Consider the following 22,274-nt stretch of genomic DNA (forward strand, 5'->3'; position numbering starts at 1 on the left):
TATGGAAACACAAAAGTTTAGTTACGACAACAATATTGTGCGGGCGTTCCTTTACGCGACCGTTGTGTTCGGTCTCGTAGGATTTCTTCTAGGCCTTATTGCTGCGCTGATGCTGTTCTATCCGGAACTACCTGAATTTATCTTTGGAACCGATGACACCACGATTAAAAGTTTACAGAGCGGAAATCTGCAGGGTTTGATCAACTCTCAGGGTGCATTTGGTTTTGGCCGAATCCGTATGCTGCATACCAGTGCGGTAATCTTCGCATTTGTCTGTAACGGTTTTTTTGCTGGTGCCTATTATTCAATCCAAAGATTGCTTAAAACCCGCATGTACAGTGACACGCTTTCGTGGATTCACTTCTGGGGATGGCAGCTGATGATCGTTTCGGTAGTGATTACTTTCCTTATGGGTATCAACACCTCAAAAGAATATGCAGAACACGAGTGGCCAATCGATATCCTGATTACCGTGATCTGGGTGATCTTTGGTATAAATATGTTTGGAACCATCATCAAAAGAAGGGTTCGCCACTTATACGTTGCCATCTGGTTCTATCTTGGCACCTGGGTTGCAATTGCGATGCTTCATATCTTCAATAACCTTGAAGTTCCGCTTTCATTTGCAGGCTGGAAATCTTATTCGGCTTACGCCGGTGTAAAAGATGCGTTGGTACAGTGGTGGTATGGCCACAATGCGGTAGCATTCGTACTTACGACGCCAATCCTCGGTTTGATGTATTATTTCTTACCGAAAGCTGCAAACCGTCCGGTTTTCTCATACAAATTATCAATTATTCACTTCTGGTCACTTATTTTCGTGTACATCTGGGCGGGTCCTCACCACCTTCAGTATACGGCAATTCCAGGTTGGGCGCAGGCTTTGGGAACAGGTTTCTCCATCATGCTTATTGCACCGTCTTGGGGTGGTATGCTGAACGGTCTTCTTACACTTCGTGGCGCCTGGGACAAGGTTCGTGAAAATCCAGTGTTGAAATTCTTCGTTGTGGCGATTACCTGCTACGGTATGGCTACTTTCGAAGGACCACTTTTAGCGACTAAGACATTAAATAAAATCGGGCACTTTACAGACTGGGTAATCGGTCACGTACATATTGGTGCACTTGGCTGGAACGGATTCATGACTTTTGGTATGATCTATTACCTTCTTCCAATAATGTGGAGAACTAAGCTATGGTCTGTTAAATTAGCCAACTGGCACTTCTGGCTGGGAACTTTAGGTATCATTTTCTACGCCGTGCCACTTTACATCGCCGGTTTCACACAAGGATTGATGTGGAAACAGTTTAATCCGGACGGGACTTTGGTTTACAAAAACTTCCTTGATACGGTAACGGCGATCATTCCATACTACCAGATGAGATTTGTAGGCGGATTGCTTTACATCTCCGGAGCTATTTTAATGGCGATCAACGTAGTTGCAACAGTACGTCAGGGCTCATTCCAAAAAGAAGTTCCGGCAGAAGCACCTGCACTTGGAAATATCAGTAAGAAAAGAAAAGAAGGCGAAGGCTATCACCTTTGGCTGGAAAGGACTCCGGTTCTATTGACTGTACTATCCTTTGTAGCAGTAGCAATCGGTGGTTTCATTGAAATTGTTCCTACTTTAGCGATAAAAGACAACGTACCGACGATTTCGGCAGTGAAACCATACACTCCGCTGGAGCTTGAAGGCCGCGACCTTTATATCCGTGAAGGCTGTAACGCCTGTCACACGCAGATGATCAGACCATTCCGTGACGAAGTTGTAAGATTTAACGGTAAAAACGGACAGTATTCCAAAGCTGGAGAGTTTGTTTATGACAGACCTTTCCTTTGGGGATCGAAAAGAACCGGTCCGGATCTTCACAGACAGGGTGGGAAAAACCCAAGCTCATGGCACTACAGACACATGCTTAACCCTAGGGTAACTTCCGCAGGTTCTATTATGCCTAGATATCCATGGTTGATCTCAAATGATTTGGACCGCAGTAAAATGGTAGATAAGATTAAACTTATGAAAAACAGTTTCGATGTACCGTATACGCAGGCACAGATTGATTCGGCTGATACCTGGGCGGATAACCAAGCATCGTTGATCGTAGGTCAGATTTACGCAGAAGCAGCTGACGTGAAAAAGGCCTATGAAGATAAAAAAGCAGCTGAAGGTGCAGATTTCACTCCACTTGAGAAGAAAGAGATCGTTGCGCTGATTGCTTACCTGCAAAGGCTGGGAACAGATATCAAGACAACCGAAATCAAAACTGCGAGCACGAAATAGATCTTCACATTTAAAAAAGGCAAAGCAATGATTCCTCAAAATGTAAAAGACATTCTTTCAAACTCCGAAAATACGGGCCTGTACCAAACATTGGCGCTAATATTGTTCCTGCTTTTATTTCTGGGAATTACATATTATGTGTTTTCGAGACCGAAGAAATATTACGATGAGGAGGCCAGCGCACCCCTGGACGATGACAACGAAGACAAAAACTTTTAATTTTTAAAGAAATACCCATGAAACAGAGAACGCCGGTATTCGTAACCATTCTTGTTATAGTAGCACTGCTTATGCTGGCCTGCTATATGTTTATCCAGAACTCATCATTTTTACTGTCAGCCTATTTTTGGGGCACGGTAGTGATTGTGAGTATCATCGCGATGATTCAGCACGCTATTGGAGATTTGGTAGAGAATGTTAAGTTTAAAAGACTAACTGATCAGGAAAAAGCTGAATATCTGGAAGCTAAAAAAGTTCCTTATTTCAAAGCACTTTACGAAAGTGCTTTCAAGAAACAGTCGGCAAGCGAGGAAAAAGATATTCTAATCGACCACGGTTTCGATGGTATCATGGAGCTCGATAACCAGTTGCCAAAATGGTGGCTAGGCCTGTTCTACTTCGGTGTTGCATATTGTATCGTGTATTTGGTTGCGTATTCATTTACGGATTTTGGTCACCAAATGGCTGAATATGACGAAGAATATGCGGCACAAACGGCAAGCATTGCTGAGTACATGGCCAACACGCCTCCCCCAACTATTGAAAACGCAGTCTACAGCCCTGATAACATCGCGGCAGGCGAAGAAGTTTTCAAAACAAACTGTGTTACATGTCACGGTGATGGCGGACGCGGTGGAATCGGGCCAAACCTTACCGATAATGCATGGATCAACCAGCCGGAGAAAACTTTATTTAAAAACGTTTTCCACATGGTTGAAAACGGAAGCCAGAATAACCCTACCATGCAGGCTTTCGGAAAGAACAATGTACTTTCTGGGTTCGATATCCAGAATGTAGCAGCTTATGTTTATCATATAAATCAGGAGCAACCTCCGGTAACGCCTGCAAACGGCGGAGCGGCACCGCAGGGCACACCTGCAGCCTGGGAAAAATAACGAATTTTCCCATATAATATAATCATAAACATAATGCGTTATTCAAATCAAAAAATAGCGGATTATGTTTTTTGTTTTTAAAAAAATGAGTTTTTAACATGTCGGATGATCAGTTTTTAAAAGGAGGTCAGAACCAGGTTGTGGAAGCAGAAACCTTCCGCGATTCTGTGGGAACCATGGATCAGTCAGGGAAGCGAAAATGGGTCTTTCCGCGCAAACCGAAAGGCAGGTATACCAATTACAGAACTTTGGTTGCGTGGTTCCTTTTAGCCATATTCTTTGCACTTCCATTCATCACCATTAACGGCAATCCGTTCCTGATGCTCAATTTTGTCGAGCGGCAGTTCTTTATCGGCGGACAACCATTCTACCTTCAGGATTTCTTCATACTGGCACTTGGAGCCATTACTTCAATTGTTTTTATCATTCTTTTCACCGTAGTTTTCGGCCGTATATTCTGCGGTTGGATCTGCCCACAAACTATTTTTCTTGAGATGATCTTCCGTAAAATCGATTATCTGATAGAAGGAGACAGAAACAAGCAGATGAAACTGGACAGACAGGAATGGGACGCTGAAAAAATCTGGAAGCGGTCTCTGAAATGGTCAATATTCATCATTATTTCCCTTATAATCACCCACTGGATGTTCATGTACATCGTGGGTTATCAGGAAGTATTCGAAATGGTGAAACAGGGCCCGATGAAAAACTTTACCAGTTTTCTTGTGATGATCCTGTTTACCGCGGCATTTTATTTCACTTTTGCATGGTTCCGGGAACAAGTTTGTACGCTAGTTTGTCCTTATGGCAGACTGCAGGGTGTGTTAATCGATAAACAGACAATCAACGTCTATTACGATTTTAAGCGTGGCGAAAACCGCTCGAAATGGCGCAAGGGAGAAGACCGCCGCGCAGAAGGAAAAGGTGATTGTATTGACTGCAACCAATGCGTGGTTGTTTGCCCGACAGGAATCGATATCCGCGACGGACAGCAGCTTGAATGCGTAAACTGTACAGCATGTATCGATGCCTGTGATGAAGTGATGCTGAAAGTCGGGTTGCCATTAGGTCTTATCCGATACGCTACAGAAGATGAAATAGAAAAAGAAGAATCTTTTAAATATACCGGCAAGATGAAAGCATACACTGCAGTGCTCCTTTTGCTCGTCGGTTTTTTAGGATTTCTTCTTACAAACCGCGGAAGTATGGAAGCGAAATTCATTAAACCAGCAGGTTCTACCTACTTTGTACGGGAGGGAAAGATCACGAATATCTATAATTATACTTTCCTTAATAAATCAAACCAGGACCAACTTGTAACCATTAAAGTCATAGAGCCGGCACATGGAACCATCACACTGAGTTCAGACAATAAAATATTACTCAAGCGCGACCAAATGACCAAAGGAACTGTAAATATCAGTTTCCCGGAGAAAGAGATTAAGTTTTCAAAACAAAATGTCACGATAGGCGTTTATGATCAGAAAGGCGAACTTTTAGATTCATTCGACACCTATTTTGAAGGTCCGTTCACATTACAATTTTAATAAAAATCATGTTCAAAAAATTCAGCTGGGGACACGGCGTAGTGCTGGCCCTGGGCTCATTCATAGCTTTTATCCTGTTTCTGATATTTGTCTTCTCACACGGAATGAAAAATTCCGAACTCATTTCAGATAATTACTACCAGGACGAACTCACCTATCAGGATGTCATCGATGCTAAAACTAATGCGGATGAACTGGCGGACAAACCGTCATTCAGCCAGACACCGGCGGGTATCACAATTACCTTCCCAAGCGGAACTGTTCCAGATAACCAGGAAGTAGATTTTGACCTCTTCCGTACCGATGATTCGAATCTTGACGTACACAAAAAAATAGAACTCAACAGCCAGAAAAAGTTTACAATTCCGAGCAAAGTCATCGTTGCCGGATCCTACACTCTAAAACTTAAATGGCAACAGAATAAAAAACCTTATCAGGTAGATTACGACGTGGTATGGAACTGACAATGCTTTTCGCGGCAATCGCGCTTGGATTTGCGTCCGGCTTCCACTGTATCGGTATGTGCGGACCCATTGCGCTGTCCTTGGGTCTTACAAAAAAACAGGCAACAAATTATTACCTGCAAAACCTTACTTATCAGTTTGGCCGAATCACTACATACGCCTTTTTGGGCGCCGTCCTCGGGATTGTAGGACAAAGTTTCGCGATGGCCGGTTTCCAGCAATATCTTACCGTTACGGTTGGCGTGATTCTGATCATCATGGCGCTGTTTTCATTTGGAGGAAAAGACTTCGCTTCAAAAATTCCGTTTTTTTCTTCTTTCTTATTTAAAATCAAAAAAAACCTGGGATCAATACTCCAAAAAGCAGATTATCCCTCCAGATTCACAACCGGAATCTTAAACGGTTTTCTACCTTGCGGCATGGTCTACATGGCACTTACCGCTTGTCTCGCCTCAGGCGGCATTTGGCAAAGCGCAGCGTTCATGGCCACATTTGGACTCGGCACGCTGCCATTTATGTTTGCTGTCGTATTGGCGGGAAATCTGATGACTGCTGCGTTCCGTATTAAAATTCTAAAGTTTATTCCGGTCATGATGTTCATTTTAGGCGGACTGTTTATCGTTCGCGGTCTCGAAATCGGAATTCCATACATTTCCCCGAAAAAAGAAGCACTGCAGATTCATCACAATGATTCTGATGCCCATCACAACGGAAACCACGAGACATGTCATTAATTTGGTGAATGTTTCCTTCTCAAAAATACCTTAATTGTTTCCCACTGTCTTCGGTTCTCACCATTATTTCGGCCTGTTAAAATCACTAGGACTAACTTAGGTACAGCTTTTGAATCTAAACATGAAAATTGTGTTTAAGATGACGAAAATGAAAATATGGCTGATTGCCGCCGGCGCATTTTTAGTGCAATCGTGCTCCGTAAATAGCGAAACCACCTACTTCAAAGATGCTGCAACCAGCATGGAATCTAACATTTTGATGGATCAAAGTGCACTCGGCATGCTGAGTGCAATGAACGCTGGAAGTGGAAATTTAGCCGATTCGAAGACTTTGAAAAACCTTTCGACCGAGTGGAAAAGCCTTTATGATATCCAGAAAGATGAATTGATAACCGTCAACAAAGATTCCGCTAAAGTCCTGCAGAAAATGTTTTTAAAAATAAATAAGGACAAAGGCCAAATTTACGGGCTTTCATTAAAGTATGACAAACTTTTGCCAGCCGAGATTGCGAGCTTATTCGCCCAGAACAAACAACTTAAGAGTTTGCCGTTGCAAAACATTGCCAATTGGGACGGGAAAACATTGACGATAGATACTGATAAGTTTAATACAACGGAGTTTTTAAGCCAAATGAGCAAAACGACTGCTCAGGATAAAACTGCAGCACCGAAAACCAAAAGCGACTCTCTGGAAGTGTATGGCAAACAAATGGCTCAGGGAATGCTTGGAATGATGAAAATGTTCAACATGAACTTTACCAGCACGATGAAATTTCAAAAGCCAATCACTTCAATCTCCGGAAAACATGATTTTGTGAAACAAATTGACGCGAAAACGATTAAGATTAATGTCCGGACCAGTGACCTTCTCGATAACGGAAAAGCGCTCACCAACAAAGACCGCAAGATCATAATAACTACACAATAACAAAAAAGCCACCTGTATGAGGTGGCTTTTTTTACTCTGGATTTTAATTGATCAGGTCAAACTTTGTGTACTCCGCTATTCTCGCCGGAATTCTGATTCCGTTCTCAGTCTGATTGTTTTCAAGAAGCGCAGCCATGATTCGTGGCAATGCAAGCGCCGAACCGTTCAGTGTATGCACGAGCTGCGTTTTGCCGTCGGTTCTGTAGCGGCATTTCAAGCGGTTAGCCTGGAAGGTTTCAAAATTTGATACAGACGAAACCTCAAGCCATTTTTCCTGCGCCGCGCTCCACACTTCAAAATCGTATGTCATCGAAGACGTAAAGCCCATATCGCCGCCGCAAAGCCTCAAAATTCTGAACGGAAGTTCAAGGTCTGTCAAAAGCGATTTTACGTGTTCTACCATTTCTTCGAGCGCTGCGTAAGAGTTTTCAGGCTTTTCCAGACGTACAATTTCGACTTTCTCAAACTGGTGCAACCTGTTAAGTCCGCGAACGTGTGCGCCGTAACTTCCCGCTTCTCGGCGGTAGCACTGTGAAAAGGCGGTGTTTTTGACCGGCAAGTCTTTTTCATCAAGCAAAGTATCGCGGTAAAGATTCGTTACCGGCACTTCCGCGGTAGGTATCAAATACAGATTGTCCTCATTCGCAAAATACATCTGGCCTTCTTTATCCGGTAACTGTCCGGTTCCGTAGCCCGAGGCTTCGTTCACCACGTGTGGCGGATTCACTTCCAGATAACCTGCCTCTGTATTTTTATCGAGAAAATATTGGACTAATGAACGCTGCAACCGTGCGCCTTTGCCGAAATATACAGGAAAACCTGCACCGGCGATCTTTACACCCAGCTCAAAATCAATCAGATTGTATTTTTTGGCAAGTTCCCAGTGCGGTACAGCGCCTTCGCCCAATCCTTCCACATCATGCGACTGATAAACGATCTCGTTATCATCAGCGGAGGTTCCGGCTACCACTTTGCTGTAAGGTATGTTTGGGATTTGATACAGAATATCGAGCAACCTGTTTTCTGCGTCTTTCAAACTTTGCTGCAGCGTCTGCGCATTATCTTTAAAGGTTGCGGTCCGTGCTTTAGCGTTTTCAGCTTCATCTTTTTTGCCTTCCTTCATCAACATCCCAATTTCTTTCGAAATCTTATTCATTTCGGTCTGGTTCAGTTCAAGCTCAGACTGTAGGCTTCTACGCTCATCGTCGGTTGCAATCGCTTCATCAACCAGGTTTAACTGGCGGAAATTTCTTTTATTTAAACCTTCTAAAACACGTTCGCGCTCCTCGCGCAAGATATTGACCTGTAACATTTAACGGTGAAATTTTTATTAAGATAGACTTAGGCTTGACAGCTGCTCAGAAAATACAAATTTAAGCTTTTTAGGCTAACTTTTTTAAGCTAATCATTTGGAAACCCTCACCAGATTAGGCCCGGCATCGGTTTTTCTGAATTTTAAAATGTTGTTGTAATAAACTTCGCTGATTTCAAAAATATCCGGCGCAGACTTGTACCGCAAAGAAAGTGTATCGTTCACTATGGTATCAGTGCTGTCTGATAACTGTTTTGTCAAAAGCATAGCTATTTTCGATTCGTAAACCTTTTGATTTGTGGTAGAATCTATTAAAATACGACGCGCGCCGGCAATGTACTCAATATAATTCAGCGTGTCTGCGTCTTTCTTTAAAGTGAAATTTACAGGCCCATTATCTGTGAGGCCATAGACATCATTCATCCTGATATTTGAATAATGTCCCTCCACGTTCTGATTCAGCAGATCTGTGCCCGCGGAATCGATGTAGAGCTGGATCACCTGGTCTATCCTTTGAATCTGCTCCTCGTCACTGCGGCATGCGGTAAAGAAAAGTGCGATAAGAAGCGCTGTAAATAGTGCGTTTTTCATTTAAGCAAAGATAGAATTTCTGGTGCATTGTTGAAAATGAAGGCTTACGACGCTTTTCCTCTTATTTTTGTAATTAGAACAGTGAGTTCGCTTTTGGAAAGTATAAAATCGCTCATCCGGAATTCAGTGATTTCATAAAAACGGTAAAAAAGCACCATCGAGGACAGAAGGTACGAAAGTGTAGTAACGACACATGCACCCAACAAGCCCCATTTCGGGATGACAAGCCAAGAAGTAACCAGAGTGAAAATCAAACCAATAACAGATTTTATATTGAGAATCCGGAGACTGTTAATTCCTGCAAAATAATGCCCGACGATATTTGAAACCGCAATGGCCAGGATGCCCGGCGCCAAAAGTAAGATGATGATTTTGGTCTGAACAAAATCTGCCCCTAAAATAGCAGCATACCACTCCGCGGGAATCAGCAGGATGATGATAAGAAACAGTAAACTCACCATGAAACTCACCCGGAGTGATATCTTTGTTTTGATAATTGCATCTGCAGATCCATCTTTGGCGACCAAATCAGAATAAAGAATCACGGAAAGACTTTTACTCACCGTCCAGATTGCTTCAGAAAAAGCCACACCTACCGAAAAAATACCGACGCTTGAGATGCCGCGGAAATATTCGAGGAAATAAAAGGAGGCGCGGTTATTCAAAAATTGCAGGAAGGCGCTGAGCTGCGATTTCCACCCGTAATCGAACAGGTTTCTGAAGATATTTTTGGACCAGGTAATATTAAAAATTTTAAATCCGCGCAGTAGCAGCACCGAACTCGCCACATAAAGTATGATGTAACAGACAATAAGTGCCACGAAATAAACTTCGACTGAACGCACATTGAAAATATAAATCAACGCCAGCATAACCGCGAGGTGAATCGCCTGCTGAAGTACTGAAAACAAATTAAACATTCCGATCTGCTGCCTGCCGATAAAGAGATTGAAGTTGGTGGTAAGCAGCGAAAAACTCACTGAAAGCCCGATGAGATACGCGAAATGATCCATCGGGTGCAGCCACGAAAGCAGGACAGGAAAAATGACGCCGGAGATTAGCGACCAGATGTAAGCACGCGCTACCACCTGCTCGGCCTGAAATTTTGATGAATAATAGGAGACGCTGCTACCTGTAAAGATATTACTGAAAAAACCGATGATCGCGAGGTCTGCAATCACAAGTGAAATGGTGCCCTTGCCTTCTGTGCCCCAAAAATTTGTCGTGAAAATCAGCAGCCCGAAGTTCAAACCCAGAATGATGAAGCGTGCGGCAAAACTTTCGAGAATCCTTCTTGATTTCATTATTTAGGTGCGAACTGCTTCACGAAATTTACAAATATTCCGCTGATTTTATTCCAGTTCAGGTCTTTTTTGTAGTATGAAACTGCATTTTGAGCATGTTTATGATATAATTTCAGGTCGTCCAGGTATTGACAAATGCGTTCAGCAACTTCATCAGCGTGTTCGGGATCTGCTGTAAAACCAAATTTCGAAATATCCAAATGCTCACCAATTGCTTTCAAATGCGAATATATCACCGGTTTACCGGCAGCAGCATAGTAGAAAATCTTAATCGGCAGACACCGGTGATTTTCGTTGGTTGCCGGTCGAAGATCAAAGCAGATATCTGCCTCGGCTATGCTTTCAGTGAATTTTTCAAGTGATGTTGGTGGCAAAATTTTTAATTCGTCAACAGTGGTTTCAGCTTTAAGTCTTTCAAAATAATCTTCATCACCAGGCCTGACCGACCCGATTAATAACACTGAAATAAAGAGTTCTGGCCGCATCACTCGTAAAACACTTACTGCATTAAAAAAATTATTGATGCCTTTGTCTCTCGAGAACGTGCCGGTATAGCAAAGTGTAATCTTTCGAGGATTTAGCTCATTTACCGACTCAAAAATGAGTGACTCATCTGGAAAATAAGGAAGCAAAATTTGGGGTTTGAATGGAAAAACCTCGGCAAGCGGCTGTCGTTTAGATTTTTCGCCAAAAATGAATCCGTTACTGAGGAAACCGGCATAAAGTTGGATCAAAGAAAACTTCACGTAATGAAGTGGCCTCAAAAAAACTGAATACACTGCCAACATTCGGTCTGAGGGATACCATTCTGTAACATCATACAAGATTTTGCACTTTGTGCGTCTATTGTAGTCCTTCGCCGCAATAACCGCCAACGGCTCTGACGCGATAATGCAGTGAGGTTCAAAATCATTGATCACATCCTGAAAAAACGCTTTCTTGACGTTAACTGTCGCTGATAAAATATTTTGCGATTTCACAGAAATGCCATCTAGCTCACCCTCAAAATCCGATGACAGGCTGCTGATTTTCACCTCATAACCCTGTTTTATGAGCTCTTTGGCCTGATGATGAAAAATACGGTCATCATCATAACGGTGTGAGGTGGTGAGAAATAAAATTCTGGGCATTTCAACTTTTTATTAAAAACCCTTTCGGCCCGCAAGCAGAAAGGGATATAAATTTAGAAATAAGATTCGGATTACTTACTTGCTGACATACATTGAAGCCCAACTTCGCTTCAGCGGCAATAAAAAATCGCTGAGGAAAGCTAGGTATGAGTTCTTCGAGAAATCAAAAACCTCTATATCGTGCGAAATTTCGCCAATTTTTAATGCATTTCTGAAATCCTGCAACTTCATTGTTTTCACCTCACCATTTTCCACAAAAGTGGCCTTCATCCTGTCAAACAGCCCCAGCTTGTACTGCTCATCTATTTCGCGCATCACGCCACCTAGCGCATCGATTGAGCAACCGGAAGCAGCTTCCACTTCTTCATCTACACACACCACGATGAACTGATTCTTCTCAATCTTAAATGAAGATGATAGCGGCTTGCCGTGTGCGGCCCATCCGGCCAAAAAATCATACAGTTTTTCGGTAATCACTTTGCTTTCCATCGCCGTAAAAGGCCGGGAAGCCGGGTATATGATCACGCGGTAATCGCTGGTTTCTACGGAATTTAACTCTTCTATTTTCATTCTCTCCTGTAAAATTAAAATGTATAGATTACAAATCTTCTGCTTCTGCCAAGAGTTCCGCAATGTCTTTTACCTGCACAGAAGTGTTGTCTAGATGTTTCACACCATCTGTCATCATCGTCATACAGAACGGACAGCCAGTGGCGATTACATTGGGTTGCACAGAAAGCGCTTCCTCTGTTCTTTCGACATTTATATCTTTAAAACCTTTTTCCGGTTCCTTAAACATTTGCGCACCACCAGCACCACAGCAAAGACCATTGGTTTTGCAGCGTTTCATCTCTACCAGCTCCGCATCAAGTTTTTCCAAAAGCATACGCGGCGCTTCATATTCGCCGTTTGCACGTCCGAGGTAGCAGGGATCATGGAAGGTAATTTTCTTTCCTTTAAAGGTTCCACCTTCTATCTTTAAACGGCCTTCATCCATCAGCTGGCGCAAAAACTGGGTGTGATGAATCACCTCATAATTTCCACCAAGGTTTGGATATTCGTTCTTAATGGTGTTAAAGCAATGCGGGCAAGCCGTCACAATCTTCTTTACATCGTAGGCATTCAAAACTTCAATATTGGTAAGCGCCATCATCTGGAAAACAAATTCGTTTCCGGCACGTTTTGCAGGGTCGCCCGTGCAGCCTTCTTCAGGACCTAAAACGGCAAACTCTACATTGATTTTATTTAAAAGCTTGCAGAAAGCACGTGTAATTTTTTTTGCGCGGTCATCGAAACTGCCGGCACAACCTACCCAAAATAGAACTTCCGGAGATTTGCCTTCGGCAGCGTACTCTGCCATTGTTTTTATAGTAAAATCCATTATCTGTTATGCTACTTGAATTGCGTTTTCCAGTTCAAATAAGTTATTTGAAGCGAGGCCGAAGCCATCACAATCTTCTATTAATTTAAATTTTAATCCTGTGCCCAATTCAGACGGTCAGCCTGGTTATATTGCCACGGCGCAGCATTGTTCTCAATATTGGCCATCATGAGGTTCAGTTCCTGTGGCGCTGCAGACTGCTCCATCACAAGATATCTGCGCAAATCTATAATGATTGAAAGCGGATCAATAAGCACCGGGCAGGCTTCTACACATGCATTACACGTCGTACAAGCCCAAATTTCTTCCCGCTGGATGTGATCATCAATCAGTTTTTTTCCGTCATCGACGAATTTTCCGTTCTTGTTGATGTTTTTACCAACTTCCTCTATACGGTCACGTGTATCCATCATGATCTTTCGCGGCGAAAGTTTCTTACCTGTAATGTTGGCCGGACAAACCGCGGTGCACCGCCCACATTCCGTACATGAATATGCATTGAGTAACTGTACCTGATTCAAATCAAAAATATCATTAGCCCCAAATTTGTCCGGAACCGTGTTTGGATCAGCGTCCGGTTGAGCAGCATACGGATCAGCATTCGGATCCATCATCAGTTTGATCTCCTGAGTTACAGAAGCTAAACTGCTGAATTCTCCTTTAGGCTGAAGGTTGGCGTACCACGTATTTGGAAACGCGAATATTATATGAAGGTGTTTTGAGTAATAGAGATAGTTCATGAAGAACAAAATCCCGAGGAAGTGAAACCACCAGGCGCCACGTTCTAAAATTACGAGTGAGGTTGCATCAAAGTTCTGTATCAAACTGCCAATCAGACCTGAAGAAACGGGAAAATTTCCATGAGCGGCTGATTCACCTTTTTGCTGCAGCGCCCAGTCAGCAGCGTTCATCGTAAAGAATGCGATCATTAAGGCAAATTCAATGATAAGGATCCAGTTCGCATCCTGTTTAGGCCAGCCAAAAAGCTCTTTCATGGTGAGTCTCTTTACACCAAAAAAGTTTCTTCGGATAAAGAAAATAACAACTGCGACGAGAACTAACAGCGCTAGTACCTCAAGTGTTGCCGTGAAAACTGAGTAAGCAGAATCGCCTATGATTCCTGCGAGAAAACGGTGAGTACCGAAAATTCCGTCGATGATGATTTCAAGCAATTCCAGATTGATGATTACAAAACCAACATATACGATGATATGCAGAATTCCGGCGATGGGCCGCTTGGTCATCTTGCTTTGCCCGAGTGCAACTTTCGACATCATCGCCCAGCGTTCTGCCGGCCGGTCACTGCGTTCAATCTTTTTTCCGAGTTGGATGTTGCGGTAGATTTCCTTTAAACTTTTAAAAAAAAGTCCGAAACCTACGATGAGGGCGATAAAAAATATAATATTGTCAATATACTGCATATTGAAAGCGTTTATTCTTTAGGCGAGCTGTTTTTACCGAAAACCGAAAAATTAAGGTAACGTTTCGGGTTTGCTTTAAGATCTAATATCAAATTGTTCAGGTTGGCTGATGACTCATTGAGATTACGGTAAAGTTCTTCATCTTTGGCCAATTTGCCAAGAGAACCTTCGCCATTCTGTATGCCCGAAATAACACCATTCAGCTTATCTGCGGTAATACTAAGGTTGTCAATGGTATTATTGAGCTTTTTCACATCTACCTCATCGGCAACGCGGCCATATTTGTCGATTGCAGTACGTGCACTGATGGTCGCAAGGTTTGCATTATCGAGCATTTTCTGTACACGGGGATCATTATTAGCCAACAAAGCGTTGGTTTGGCGCGAAGTACTTTCAAAAGACGCCACGGTTCTGTTCAGGTTGATCAGTAGCGCACGGATTTCCGCCCTGTTTTGCTCATCAAGCAGTTGGGTTGCGTTGTTTGTAAGCGAATCCACACGTTTCAGAACTACCTGAAGCTGATCTTTTACGGGACCGACCTGTGATGAGATACTGTTCATCATTGAAAGTTTGAATTCACCGCTCAACGTATCGCCATCCTTCGCCTCAGGACCTCCATATGCCAGATTAACGCGCATTTGTTTTCCGGACATCAAACCAGGTTCAAAGATCTCCAGCGTAGACTTTTTGGAAAATTTAAAATTTTCATCCACGGTCACCTTCACTACGAAATGAATCCTTCCGTCTTTGTGCGTCACAGGCATGATCTCATCTACCTGCCCTACTTTTAGACCATTGATAGAAACGGGATTTGAGGCTTCAAGGCCTTCTACATTGTCAAACTGTGCGTAAAAAATATTGTCTGTGGTAAAAAGGCTCTTGCCCTTCATAAACTGAAACAGGATTACGAATCCTATGATCGCTAAAACAGCGATTAATCCAGCTTTTATCTCTTTAGAAAACTTCACTCTTGGGGTATTTTAAGTAAACAAATATAATACATTTTTGAAACAAGTTCACATTAGTGAAAACTGTGCCATCTAAACAGAAAAGCGACTGTGAAAGCCGCTTTTCGAGATATATTCTTTAAGATTCTTACTGCATCGCTGTCTGGTTGAACAGTTCGATTCGGTAATCTTTTATTTTTGCATTGTCCTGAAGACTCTTCAGAAGTGCCTGACCAAACTGCTGTGAGTTTTGCCCGGCTATTGCTTCAGTCACTTGCTTGATGTCACCTGGTTGCTTGTTTACGGTTTCAGAGTTTTTCACCAAAACATACACACCGGTCATACCTTCTACAGGCATTGAAAGTTTTCCTTTAGCAACACCGAATGCAGCACCTGCAACTTTCGGCTCCATAGCACCTGCAAGAAGCGGGTTCAGTATGTTGATCTGTCCGCTGCCCTTCGGCGCACCAAACAGCTTCGCGATCTGGTCAAGGGATTTGGCATTTGCAGCTTTGATCTTTTCAGAAATCTGCTTTGCCATTATTTTATTCTTAATGATAGGCTCTATCTGGTCTCTCACCGCTTCCGGATCAGCAGTTCCTGCATCCTGAATTCCGTTCAGATAAGCGACGATGCGGTCACCAGTACCATCTACAGTAAAGATTTCTGTATCACCTTTGCTGCGTTTCTTGTTAAATGCCCACGCGATGATTTCCTGATCTTTATCGGTTCCCAAACCTGGTAGCTGTCCCTGGAAACGGCCTACTTCTTTAGGATTGTCAAACTGATAGTTTCCTTTCTTCGCGATATTTGCGAAATCGTTGAAAGATTTGCCCTGAACCTGCTGAATAAAGCGGGTAGCTTTAGTGTACACTTCATTTTCAGTTTTGTCTGACGCTTTGACGGCTTTTACCAAGTTAGCAACCTTGTAAGTCATCGCGCCCGATTTTTTGTCTTCGATATTGATGATGTGGTAACCAAACTGCGTTTCTACAACACCCGTTGCGCCCTTCCCGTTGTTAGCCAGGAAGCTTAGATATTCCGGTACGAATGGTGTCGCCGGTGTTGTCCAACCCACGCTTCCACCCTGCGCCGCAGAACTTGGATCTGCTGAATACTTCAACATTTCGGTGAATTTAGCCGGATCAGCTTTAAGTACGGCACCTATAGAATCAGCTAATTTTTTTGCTTCATCCTTGCTTCTGGTTTCATTTGCCCCAGCCTGATTTCCTTTGTAAGTAACCAGGATGTGTCGTGAAAGCGTGGAGTCTGAAGGTTTTTTATCTAAAATTTTAGAAACTACGTAGAAATTTTGCTCTTTGTAAGGACCGAAAGTGCTACCAATGCTTGCACCGGCAACTTTATCCTTAATCTGAGAAGGTAATTGTTCTGCCGAGAAATACTGCGGGTTGAACGGTAAGTCAGAATTTAATGAAACAAACATGGAGTCATTGGTCGTATTCTGGAAGTTCTCTTTCCCATCGCTCATATCAGTTCCCTGAGAAAACAATTTGTTGATCTCATTTTGAGCAAGTGTCTCATCCTGCGCACTTGGGGCCGCCGGGAAATACACGAAACCGATATTACGGCTCGCATCACGCTTGAAAAGAATTGGGTGCTTCTTGATATAATCTGTAAGGTCCTGTCTCGTGATTTTCACAGGATTCTTCTTCTCGTAAACACTGTAGTCTATCTTTACAAAATCGATATTGGCAAGCTGGTCACGCTGCTTCATCATTTCTTCAGCTTCTTTCTTGCTCGCAGTGATACCAATGGAAACATTTGCAAAAAGCTGACGTGCCATCATGCGGTACTCCATTGTACGGCGCGTACGCAGCCAATTGTTGTACATCTCTACGTTGCCGCTGTTTTGCAGATCGGTAATTTGCTTCTTGATTTCCTGGGTCTTGAAGTTCCCCTTCGCATCGAAATTTTCTTTGTTTTGAGCGAACATAGGATCATACTGAAGCTGATTCCAGAACATGTCTTCGGTCAGCGTAAGACCCATTTTCTCGAATTGCTGCTTGATGAGTTTCGACTGTACCATCAGCTGCCAGGCCTGTTCTTCCAAACCTGTGCCCGGTTGCCCTTGCTGCTGAGCCTGTTGCTGCAACATAAAGAGTTGGTCGTCATACTCTTCCTTCGTGATCTCGTCGCCATTTACTTTACCGTACACGCCGGGTTTTGCGCCAAACAATTTTTCCAAACTGTCAGGATTTACCACGAAAGCCAGCATTGCGACTGCGATAATCCCCATCAAAAGCCAAGGCCTGTTTCTAATCTGTCCTAAAATAGCCATTTTGTTGTTTAAATTTTATCAGTTTGCGAAAATACACATTTTAAACATATTAGGAAAAATTTTGAGAATTAATGCTGTAATTTTTAAATCATCGGCAAATATGGCTACAAATGGCCTTGGCACAGTGCTTGTGAAATTACCCTCCGTCCCGTTTATCTAAGAGCGTGGATGAAGATTTTAAAAAATTTAAACAAAACACACGTTTTTATTGATGACAGATTGTCATTCAAATATATTATGGCAGATTTTAATGAACTAAATATTGAGCAGATGATTGAAGATGGTTTCACAATAATGGCCGAAGAGCTCGAACTCGGAGATTTTTCCGAAAGCACACAAAACACCGTGCAGGACGTTTTTCCTATTTTGCCGGTGCGGAACATGGTGATGTTCCCGAAAGTGATCATCCCGATTACAGCCGGCCGTGAAAAATCGATTAAATTACTTGAGGAAGCTCAGCGTAACAACGAATATATCGGTATTCTTACCCAGAATAATTCAGGGATCGAAAATCCTACCGAAGATGATCTTTACAGAATAGGAACTTTGGCCAAGATCATTAAAATAATAAAGCTTCCGGAAGGAAACATCACCGCTATCACGCGTGGTTTCCAGCGCTTCACGGTAAAGAATTTCACCGCGACACAGCCATTCTTCAAAGCTGAAGTTACCAAACTCAAAGACATTACTTCAAAGAAAAAAGAAGAATACGCGGCCCTGCTCGAAAATATCAAGGACATGGCCTTCAAGATCATTGAGCTTGATCCTAACATTCCGGCCGCGGCCAATTTCGCTATAAAAAATATGAGTGATAATGAGGATTTGCTGAATTTCATCAGTGCAAATGCCAATTTTTCGCCGGAAGAAAAGCAAAAACTCCTCGAAGAAAAACACCTCATGAACCGCGCACAGCGTTGCTATGAACTGATGCATGCGGATTTCCGGAAACTTGAACTCCGGAATCAGATCCATCAAAAGACCAACCGCGAGCTCGACAAAAGCCAACGTGAATATTTCCTGAACCAGCAGATGCGCGCCATCCAGGAAGAACTGGGCGGCGGACCGGATTCTGATGTGGAGGAACTGATGGAAAAAGCCAAGAAACTAAGGTGGAGTGATGATGTGGAGACCCATTTCAACAAGGAAATCAACCGGCTACAGAGGCAAAACCCAAGTTCGCCCGATTACAACGTGCAACGGAATTACCTCGACTTCTTTACAGAATTGCCGTGGGAAAAGTATTCAAAGGATGTATTTGATATCAATAAGGCACAAAAAGTTTTAGATAAAGCCCATTTCGGTCTTGAAGACATTAAAAAAAGGATTCTTGAGCATATGGCGGTACTGAAACTTAAAAATAACATGAAATCGCCAATTCTCTGCCTGGTAGGCCCACCGGGAGTTGGTAAAACCTCACTTGGTAAATCTGTCGCAGACGCGCTCGGCCGCGAATATGTACGTGTATCACTCGGCGGGTTGCATGATGAGTCTGAAATACGCGGACACCGCAAGACTTACATTGGTGCAATGGCTGGAAGAATTTTGCAGTCAGTAAAGAAAGCCGGGACATCCAATCCGGTGATCGTGCTCGATGAGATCGATAAAATTGGCCAGGGCGTCCATGGTGATCCGAGCTCAGCGCTTCTGGAAGTGCTTGACCCGGAACAAAATCATTCGTTCTATGACAACTACCTGGAAATGGGTTATGATCTGTCGAAAGTAATGTTTATTGCAACCGCGAACTCACTTTCATCAGTACAGCGTCCGTTGCTTGACCGAATGGAAATCATAGAAATTGCAGGCTATACTTTGGAAGAAAAGGTGGAAATAGCAAAAAGACATTTAATTAAAAAACAGCAGGAAGAAAACGGTCTTGCCGCCAATTCCTTTAAACTTGGAAACGCCGAACTTAAACACATCATCGATGCGCACACGTCCGAAAGTGGCGTGCGTGGCCTGGAAAAAAGGCTTGCTTCTGTGGCAAGATGGGTCGCACTGCAAACCGCGATGGAAAAAGAATACAACGCTAAAATCTCAATCAGTAAAATTGATGAGATCCTGGGCGTTCCAAGACCAAAAAGCCTTTCTGAAATTACCGGCGTGCCGGGTGTTGTGACAGGTCTTGCCTGGACTCAGGTCGGCGGCGACATTCTGTTTATAGAAAGTATCCTGAGCGAAGGCAAGGGAAATCTGACGATGACCGGAAATCTGGGAACTGTGATGAAGGAATCTGCGACCATTGCTTTGGAATATATCAAAGCGAAACACGATGAACTTGGGATTTCTTCGGAAGACATTCAGAAGAAAAACATTCACGTTCACGTGCCGGAAGGTGCCACGCCAAAAGACGGCCCGTCTGCGGGAATCGCCATGCTTACATCTATCGTTTCAAGTTTTACGAATAAAAAAGTTAAGGCACATCTGGCAATGACAGGCGAAATCACGCTGCGCGGCAAAGTTTTGCCTGTGGGCGGCATCAAAGAGAAACTCCTCGCGGCTACGCGCGCCGGAATCACCGAAATTATTCTGTGCGAAGCAAACCGCAAAGATGTGGAAGAAATCAAAAAAGACTACCTGAAAAATTTAAAGATAAATTATGTGAACCGAATGAGCGAAGTGATTGAGCTTGCCATCGAAAAATAATGTGCAGAAACAGGTTAATTAAGAGATTGTAGATTCATTATAAAATTTAAATTTGCCAAAAATTATTTTTAATGAAGTCAAAATTCACGGGCAGTTTACTAAGTTTACTTATACTCGGGTCATGTGCTACTAAAGTCGTTAAGCCAGGCGAACCTGAACAAATTGACAGTAAAGTACGGGTTGGGAATACATATACTTTTAAAAAACTGGATGGCAGCCGAGCAAAATTTAAAGTGTCAAAAGTTGATGCAACAACCATTACGGGCACCGACCTCGATCTTAAAAGCTACAATCTTCAAAGAAACCAGGTCGCCTCGGTGAATAAAAGTAACACACTAGGAACGGTTCTCATTGCGGCGGGTGTCGCTGCAGCGGTAATCACCATTCCGGCATATTCCAAAAACGAACCCGTAGGCGGGCGATAAAATTGTAAAATCACAAACCTCCGGATTTTTCGGAGGTTTTTATTTTCTGTAAATTTGCAGCGTTTCTGAGTGGCTTCCATTCAATAATTTGACCTTTAAAATACAACCGAATGCTTCCTAAAATAAATCCTGAACAAACGAACGCGTGGCAAAATCTGGAAGAACATTTTGCGAACAATGATTTTGAGCTTCGCGAATTGTTTCAGAACAATCCGAACCGTTTTCGCGAATTTTCTGTTCAGCGCGACGGCTATCTGTTCGATTTTTCTAAAAACCTAATTAATGACCAAACGCTTGAACTGCTCCTGAAACTCGCGGACGAAACCGAGCTGAAAGAGGCGGTCGAGGCCATGTTTATAGGAGAGAAAATAAACGAAACAGAGAACCGCGCGGTGCTTCACACGGCTTTGCGAGATTTTTCAGACGCTCCACTGATGGTGGACGGCGAAGACATCAAGCCTTTGATTCGAAGAGTGCTGGCTCAAATGAAGGATTTTTCCGGAAAAGTGATTTCAGGTTCGCACAAAGGTTTTTCGGGCAGGGAAATCACCGATGTGGTGAATATCGGGATCGGAGGTTCAGATCTTGGTCCGGTGATGGTTTCCTCCGCACTGAAACATTTCAAAACGCGGCTTAACGTACATTTTGTTTCAAATGTAGATGGAAATCACATCGCTGAAACTTTGAAAAGTTTAGATCCTGAAACCACCCTTTTCATCATTGCATCCAAGACTTTCACCACGCAGGAAACGATGACGAATGCGGCTTCCGCTAAAGACTGGTTCCTGAAAAAAGGACAGCCGGACGATGTAGCGAAGCATTTTGTAGCACTTTCTACCAATGTAAAATCGGTGAAGGAATTTGGGATTGCCGAAGAAAACATTTTTGAATTTTGGGATTGGGTTGGCGGCCGCTATTCGCTTTGGAGTGCGATTGGCCTCAGCATCGTGCTCGCGGTTGGTTATGATAACTTCGAGCAGCTCTTAAAAGGTGCAAATGAAACTGACAATCATTTCCGTACCGCAGATTTTAAAGAAAACGTACCGGTGCTAATGGCGCTGCTTGGCATTTGGTACCGAAATTTTTACGGCGCGGGAACTTACGCCATCCTGCCATATTCTCAGTATCTTGACCGTTTTGCAGCGTATCTGCAGCAGGGCGATATGGAAAGTAATGGTAAATCCGTAGACCGAAACGGCGAATATGTAGAGTACGAAACCGGCCCGATTATTTGGGGTGAACCCGGAACTAACGGCCAACACGCATTTTACCAATTAATTCATCAGGGTACTGAGCTTATTCCAGCGGATTTTTTAGCATACGTAAAATCGTGCAACGAAGTTTCCGACCATCAGGATAAACTGCTGGCGAACTTTTTTGCGCAGACCGAAGCTTTAGCATTTGGCAAGAATGAAGCTGAAGTTATCGCGGAGATGCAGGCCTCAGGCAAGTCGTCTGATGAAATCGCTAAACTTCTGAATTACAAGGTGTTCTCAGGCGACTCTCCAACTAATTCATTTATATTCAGTGAATTAACGCCGTTTTCGCTTGGTCAACTGATCGCATTATATGAACATAAGATTTTCGTGCAGGGTGTGATCTGGAATATTTTCAGTTTTGATCAGTTCGGCGTGGAACTCGGAAAAGTTTTGGCCGGAAAAATCCTTGCAGAACTGGAGGCCAAAGGAGTAATTTCCTCGCACGATTCTTCTACAAACGGACTGATGAACTACTATCTGGCTCAGAAATAAG

General features: G+C 43.1%; 19 protein-coding genes. 10 read left to right on the forward strand and 9 right to left on the reverse strand.

The annotated features are described in order from the left end of the window. Position 1 precedes the first annotated feature (1 nt). From ccoN to H9628_RS01885, 7 genes are all read left to right on the forward strand, one after another. Positions 2-2,281, forward strand: coding sequence for a cytochrome-c oxidase, cbb3-type subunit I (gene ccoN / locus H9628_RS01855; protein WP_251832413.1), 2,280 nt, complete (start codon positions 2-4; stop codon positions 2,279-2,281). Between the two features lie 27 nt (positions 2,282-2,308). After that, positions 2,309-2,500 carry a CcoQ/FixQ family Cbb3-type cytochrome c oxidase assembly chaperone gene (locus H9628_RS01860; RefSeq protein ID WP_251832414.1) on the forward strand — a complete coding sequence of 64 codons (192 nt, stop codon included), beginning with the start codon at positions 2,309-2,311 and terminating at the stop codon, positions 2,498-2,500. Positions 2,501-2,517: 17 nt separating this feature from the next. After that, a complete protein-coding gene (locus H9628_RS01865; protein ID WP_251832415.1) occupies positions 2,518-3,396 on the forward strand; it encodes a cbb3-type cytochrome c oxidase N-terminal domain-containing protein in 879 nt (292 codons plus the stop codon). A 98-nt stretch (positions 3,397-3,494) separates the two neighbouring features. After that, positions 3,495-4,943 (forward strand): cytochrome c oxidase accessory protein CcoG, encoded by a 1,449-nt coding sequence (ccoG, locus tag H9628_RS01870; protein ID WP_251832416.1) that lies wholly within the window; start codon positions 3,495-3,497, stop codon positions 4,941-4,943. An 8-nt stretch (positions 4,944-4,951) separates the two neighbouring features. Next, positions 4,952-5,407, forward strand: a complete 456-nt coding sequence (locus tag H9628_RS01875) for a FixH family protein (RefSeq protein WP_251832417.1) — start codon at positions 4,952-4,954, stop codon at positions 5,405-5,407. Further along, complete coding sequence (locus H9628_RS01880; protein ID WP_251832418.1) at positions 5,398-6,141, forward strand: sulfite exporter TauE/SafE family protein; 744 nt, start codon at positions 5,398-5,400, stop codon at positions 6,139-6,141. Before H9628_RS01875 ends, H9628_RS01880 begins: the two co-directional genes overlap by 10 nt. A gap of 121 nt (positions 6,142-6,262) precedes the next feature. Further along, entirely contained in the window at positions 6,263-7,069 is an 807-nt protein-coding gene (locus tag H9628_RS01885) for a hypothetical protein (protein WP_251832419.1), read from the forward strand. Positions 7,070-7,112: 43 nt separating this feature from the next. Here H9628_RS01885 and serS read toward each other — a convergent pair whose 3' ends face one another. The 9 genes from serS to H9628_RS01930 all read right to left on the reverse strand — a co-directional run bounded on the left by serS (position 7,113) and on the right by H9628_RS01930 (position 17,454). Beyond that, positions 7,113-8,381 carry a serine--tRNA ligase gene (serS, locus tag H9628_RS01890; protein WP_251832420.1) on the reverse strand — a complete coding sequence of 423 codons (1,269 nt, stop codon included), beginning with the start codon at positions 8,379-8,381 and terminating at the stop codon, positions 7,113-7,115. A 93-nt stretch (positions 8,382-8,474) separates the two neighbouring features. After that, positions 8,475-8,972 carry a hypothetical protein gene (locus H9628_RS01895; RefSeq protein ID WP_251832421.1) on the reverse strand — a complete coding sequence of 166 codons (498 nt, stop codon included), beginning with the start codon at positions 8,970-8,972 and terminating at the stop codon, positions 8,475-8,477. A 44-nt stretch (positions 8,973-9,016) separates the two neighbouring features. Next, positions 9,017-10,276 carry an MATE family efflux transporter gene (locus H9628_RS01900; RefSeq protein WP_251832422.1) on the reverse strand — a complete coding sequence of 420 codons (1,260 nt, stop codon included), beginning with the start codon at positions 10,274-10,276 and terminating at the stop codon, positions 9,017-9,019. Beyond that, complete coding sequence (locus tag H9628_RS01905) at positions 10,276-11,406, reverse strand: glycosyltransferase (RefSeq protein WP_251832423.1); 1,131 nt, start codon at positions 11,404-11,406, stop codon at positions 10,276-10,278. Before H9628_RS01905 ends, H9628_RS01900 begins: the two co-directional genes overlap by 1 nt. Before the next feature lie 75 nt (positions 11,407-11,481). Continuing rightward, positions 11,482-11,976 (reverse strand): hypothetical protein, encoded by a 495-nt coding sequence (locus H9628_RS01910; RefSeq protein ID WP_251832424.1) that lies wholly within the window; start codon positions 11,974-11,976, stop codon positions 11,482-11,484. A 28-nt stretch (positions 11,977-12,004) separates the two neighbouring features. Then, the gene (locus H9628_RS01915) at positions 12,005-12,787 is read right to left on the reverse strand and encodes a (Fe-S)-binding protein (RefSeq protein ID WP_251832425.1); all 783 of its coding nucleotides are present in this window, start codon (positions 12,785-12,787) and stop codon (positions 12,005-12,007) included. Between the two features lie 92 nt (positions 12,788-12,879). Continuing rightward, a complete protein-coding gene (locus H9628_RS01920; protein ID WP_251832426.1) occupies positions 12,880-14,208 on the reverse strand; it encodes a (Fe-S)-binding protein in 1,329 nt (442 codons plus the stop codon). A gap of 11 nt (positions 14,209-14,219) precedes the next feature. Next, on the reverse strand, positions 14,220-15,176 hold the full coding sequence (locus tag H9628_RS01925) for an MlaD family protein (protein WP_251832427.1): 957 nt from the start codon (positions 15,174-15,176) through the stop codon (positions 14,220-14,222). A 127-nt stretch (positions 15,177-15,303) separates the two neighbouring features. Then, positions 15,304-17,454, reverse strand: a complete 2,151-nt coding sequence (locus H9628_RS01930; protein WP_251832428.1) for a peptidylprolyl isomerase — start codon at positions 17,452-17,454, stop codon at positions 15,304-15,306. A gap of 237 nt (positions 17,455-17,691) precedes the next feature. On the opposite strand from H9628_RS01930, the gene lon reads away from it, so the two are divergent. From lon to pgi, 3 genes are all read left to right on the forward strand, one after another. Next, on the forward strand, positions 17,692-20,097 hold the full coding sequence (gene lon / locus H9628_RS01935; protein WP_251832429.1) for an endopeptidase La: 2,406 nt from the start codon (positions 17,692-17,694) through the stop codon (positions 20,095-20,097). A 71-nt stretch (positions 20,098-20,168) separates the two neighbouring features. Further along, the gene (locus tag H9628_RS01940; RefSeq protein ID WP_251832430.1) at positions 20,169-20,522 is read left to right on the forward strand and encodes a hypothetical protein; all 354 of its coding nucleotides are present in this window, start codon (positions 20,169-20,171) and stop codon (positions 20,520-20,522) included. Positions 20,523-20,632: 110 nt separating this feature from the next. Continuing rightward, a complete protein-coding gene (gene pgi, locus H9628_RS01945; RefSeq protein ID WP_251832431.1) occupies positions 20,633-22,273 on the forward strand; it encodes a glucose-6-phosphate isomerase in 1,641 nt (546 codons plus the stop codon). Position 22,274 lies beyond the last annotated feature (1 nt).

This window comes from Kaistella pullorum, assembly GCF_014837035.1.
Lineage (GTDB): Bacteria > Bacteroidota > Bacteroidia > Flavobacteriales > Weeksellaceae > Kaistella > Kaistella rhinocerotis.

What these genes read in the sequence shown, in the direction of transcription:
- ccoN (WP_251832413.1), top strand. Translation starts at nt 2, where the DNA reads ATGGAAACACAAAAGTTTAGTTACGACAACAATATTGTGCGGGCGTTC.
- serS (WP_251832420.1), bottom strand. Translation starts at nt 8,381, where the DNA reads ATGTTACAGGTCAATATCTTGCGCGAGGAGCGCGAACGTGTTTTAGAA.
- H9628_RS01915 (WP_251832425.1), bottom strand. Translation starts at nt 12,787, where the DNA reads ATGGATTTTACTATAAAAACAATGGCAGAGTACGCTGCCGAAGGCAAA.
- H9628_RS01940 (WP_251832430.1), top strand. Translation starts at nt 20,169, where the DNA reads ATGAAGTCAAAATTCACGGGCAGTTTACTAAGTTTACTTATACTCGGG.
- H9628_RS01930 (WP_251832428.1), bottom strand. Translation starts at nt 17,454, where the DNA reads ATGGCTATTTTAGGACAGATTAGAAACAGGCCTTGGCTTTTGATGGGG.
- H9628_RS01875 (WP_251832417.1), top strand. Translation starts at nt 4,952, where the DNA reads ATGTTCAAAAAATTCAGCTGGGGACACGGCGTAGTGCTGGCCCTGGGC.
- H9628_RS01895 (WP_251832421.1), bottom strand. Translation starts at nt 8,972, where the DNA reads ATGAAAAACGCACTATTTACAGCGCTTCTTATCGCACTTTTCTTTACC.
- H9628_RS01885 (WP_251832419.1), top strand. Translation starts at nt 6,263, where the DNA reads ATGAAAATTGTGTTTAAGATGACGAAAATGAAAATATGGCTGATTGCC.
- H9628_RS01860 (WP_251832414.1), top strand. Translation starts at nt 2,309, where the DNA reads ATGATTCCTCAAAATGTAAAAGACATTCTTTCAAACTCCGAAAATACG.
- ccoG (WP_251832416.1), top strand. Translation starts at nt 3,495, where the DNA reads ATGTCGGATGATCAGTTTTTAAAAGGAGGTCAGAACCAGGTTGTGGAA.
- H9628_RS01900 (WP_251832422.1), bottom strand. Translation starts at nt 10,276, where the DNA reads ATGAAATCAAGAAGGATTCTCGAAAGTTTTGCCGCACGCTTCATCATT.
- H9628_RS01920 (WP_251832426.1), bottom strand. Translation starts at nt 14,208, where the DNA reads ATGCAGTATATTGACAATATTATATTTTTTATCGCCCTCATCGTAGGT.
- H9628_RS01910 (WP_251832424.1), bottom strand. Translation starts at nt 11,976, where the DNA reads ATGAAAATAGAAGAGTTAAATTCCGTAGAAACCAGCGATTACCGCGTG.
- H9628_RS01880 (WP_251832418.1), top strand. Translation starts at nt 5,398, where the DNA reads ATGGAACTGACAATGCTTTTCGCGGCAATCGCGCTTGGATTTGCGTCC.
- H9628_RS01905 (WP_251832423.1), bottom strand. Translation starts at nt 11,406, where the DNA reads ATGCCCAGAATTTTATTTCTCACCACCTCACACCGTTATGATGATGAC.
- lon (WP_251832429.1), top strand. Translation starts at nt 17,692, where the DNA reads ATGGCAGATTTTAATGAACTAAATATTGAGCAGATGATTGAAGATGGT.
- pgi (WP_251832431.1), top strand. Translation starts at nt 20,633, where the DNA reads ATGCTTCCTAAAATAAATCCTGAACAAACGAACGCGTGGCAAAATCTG.
- H9628_RS01865 (WP_251832415.1), top strand. Translation starts at nt 2,518, where the DNA reads ATGAAACAGAGAACGCCGGTATTCGTAACCATTCTTGTTATAGTAGCA.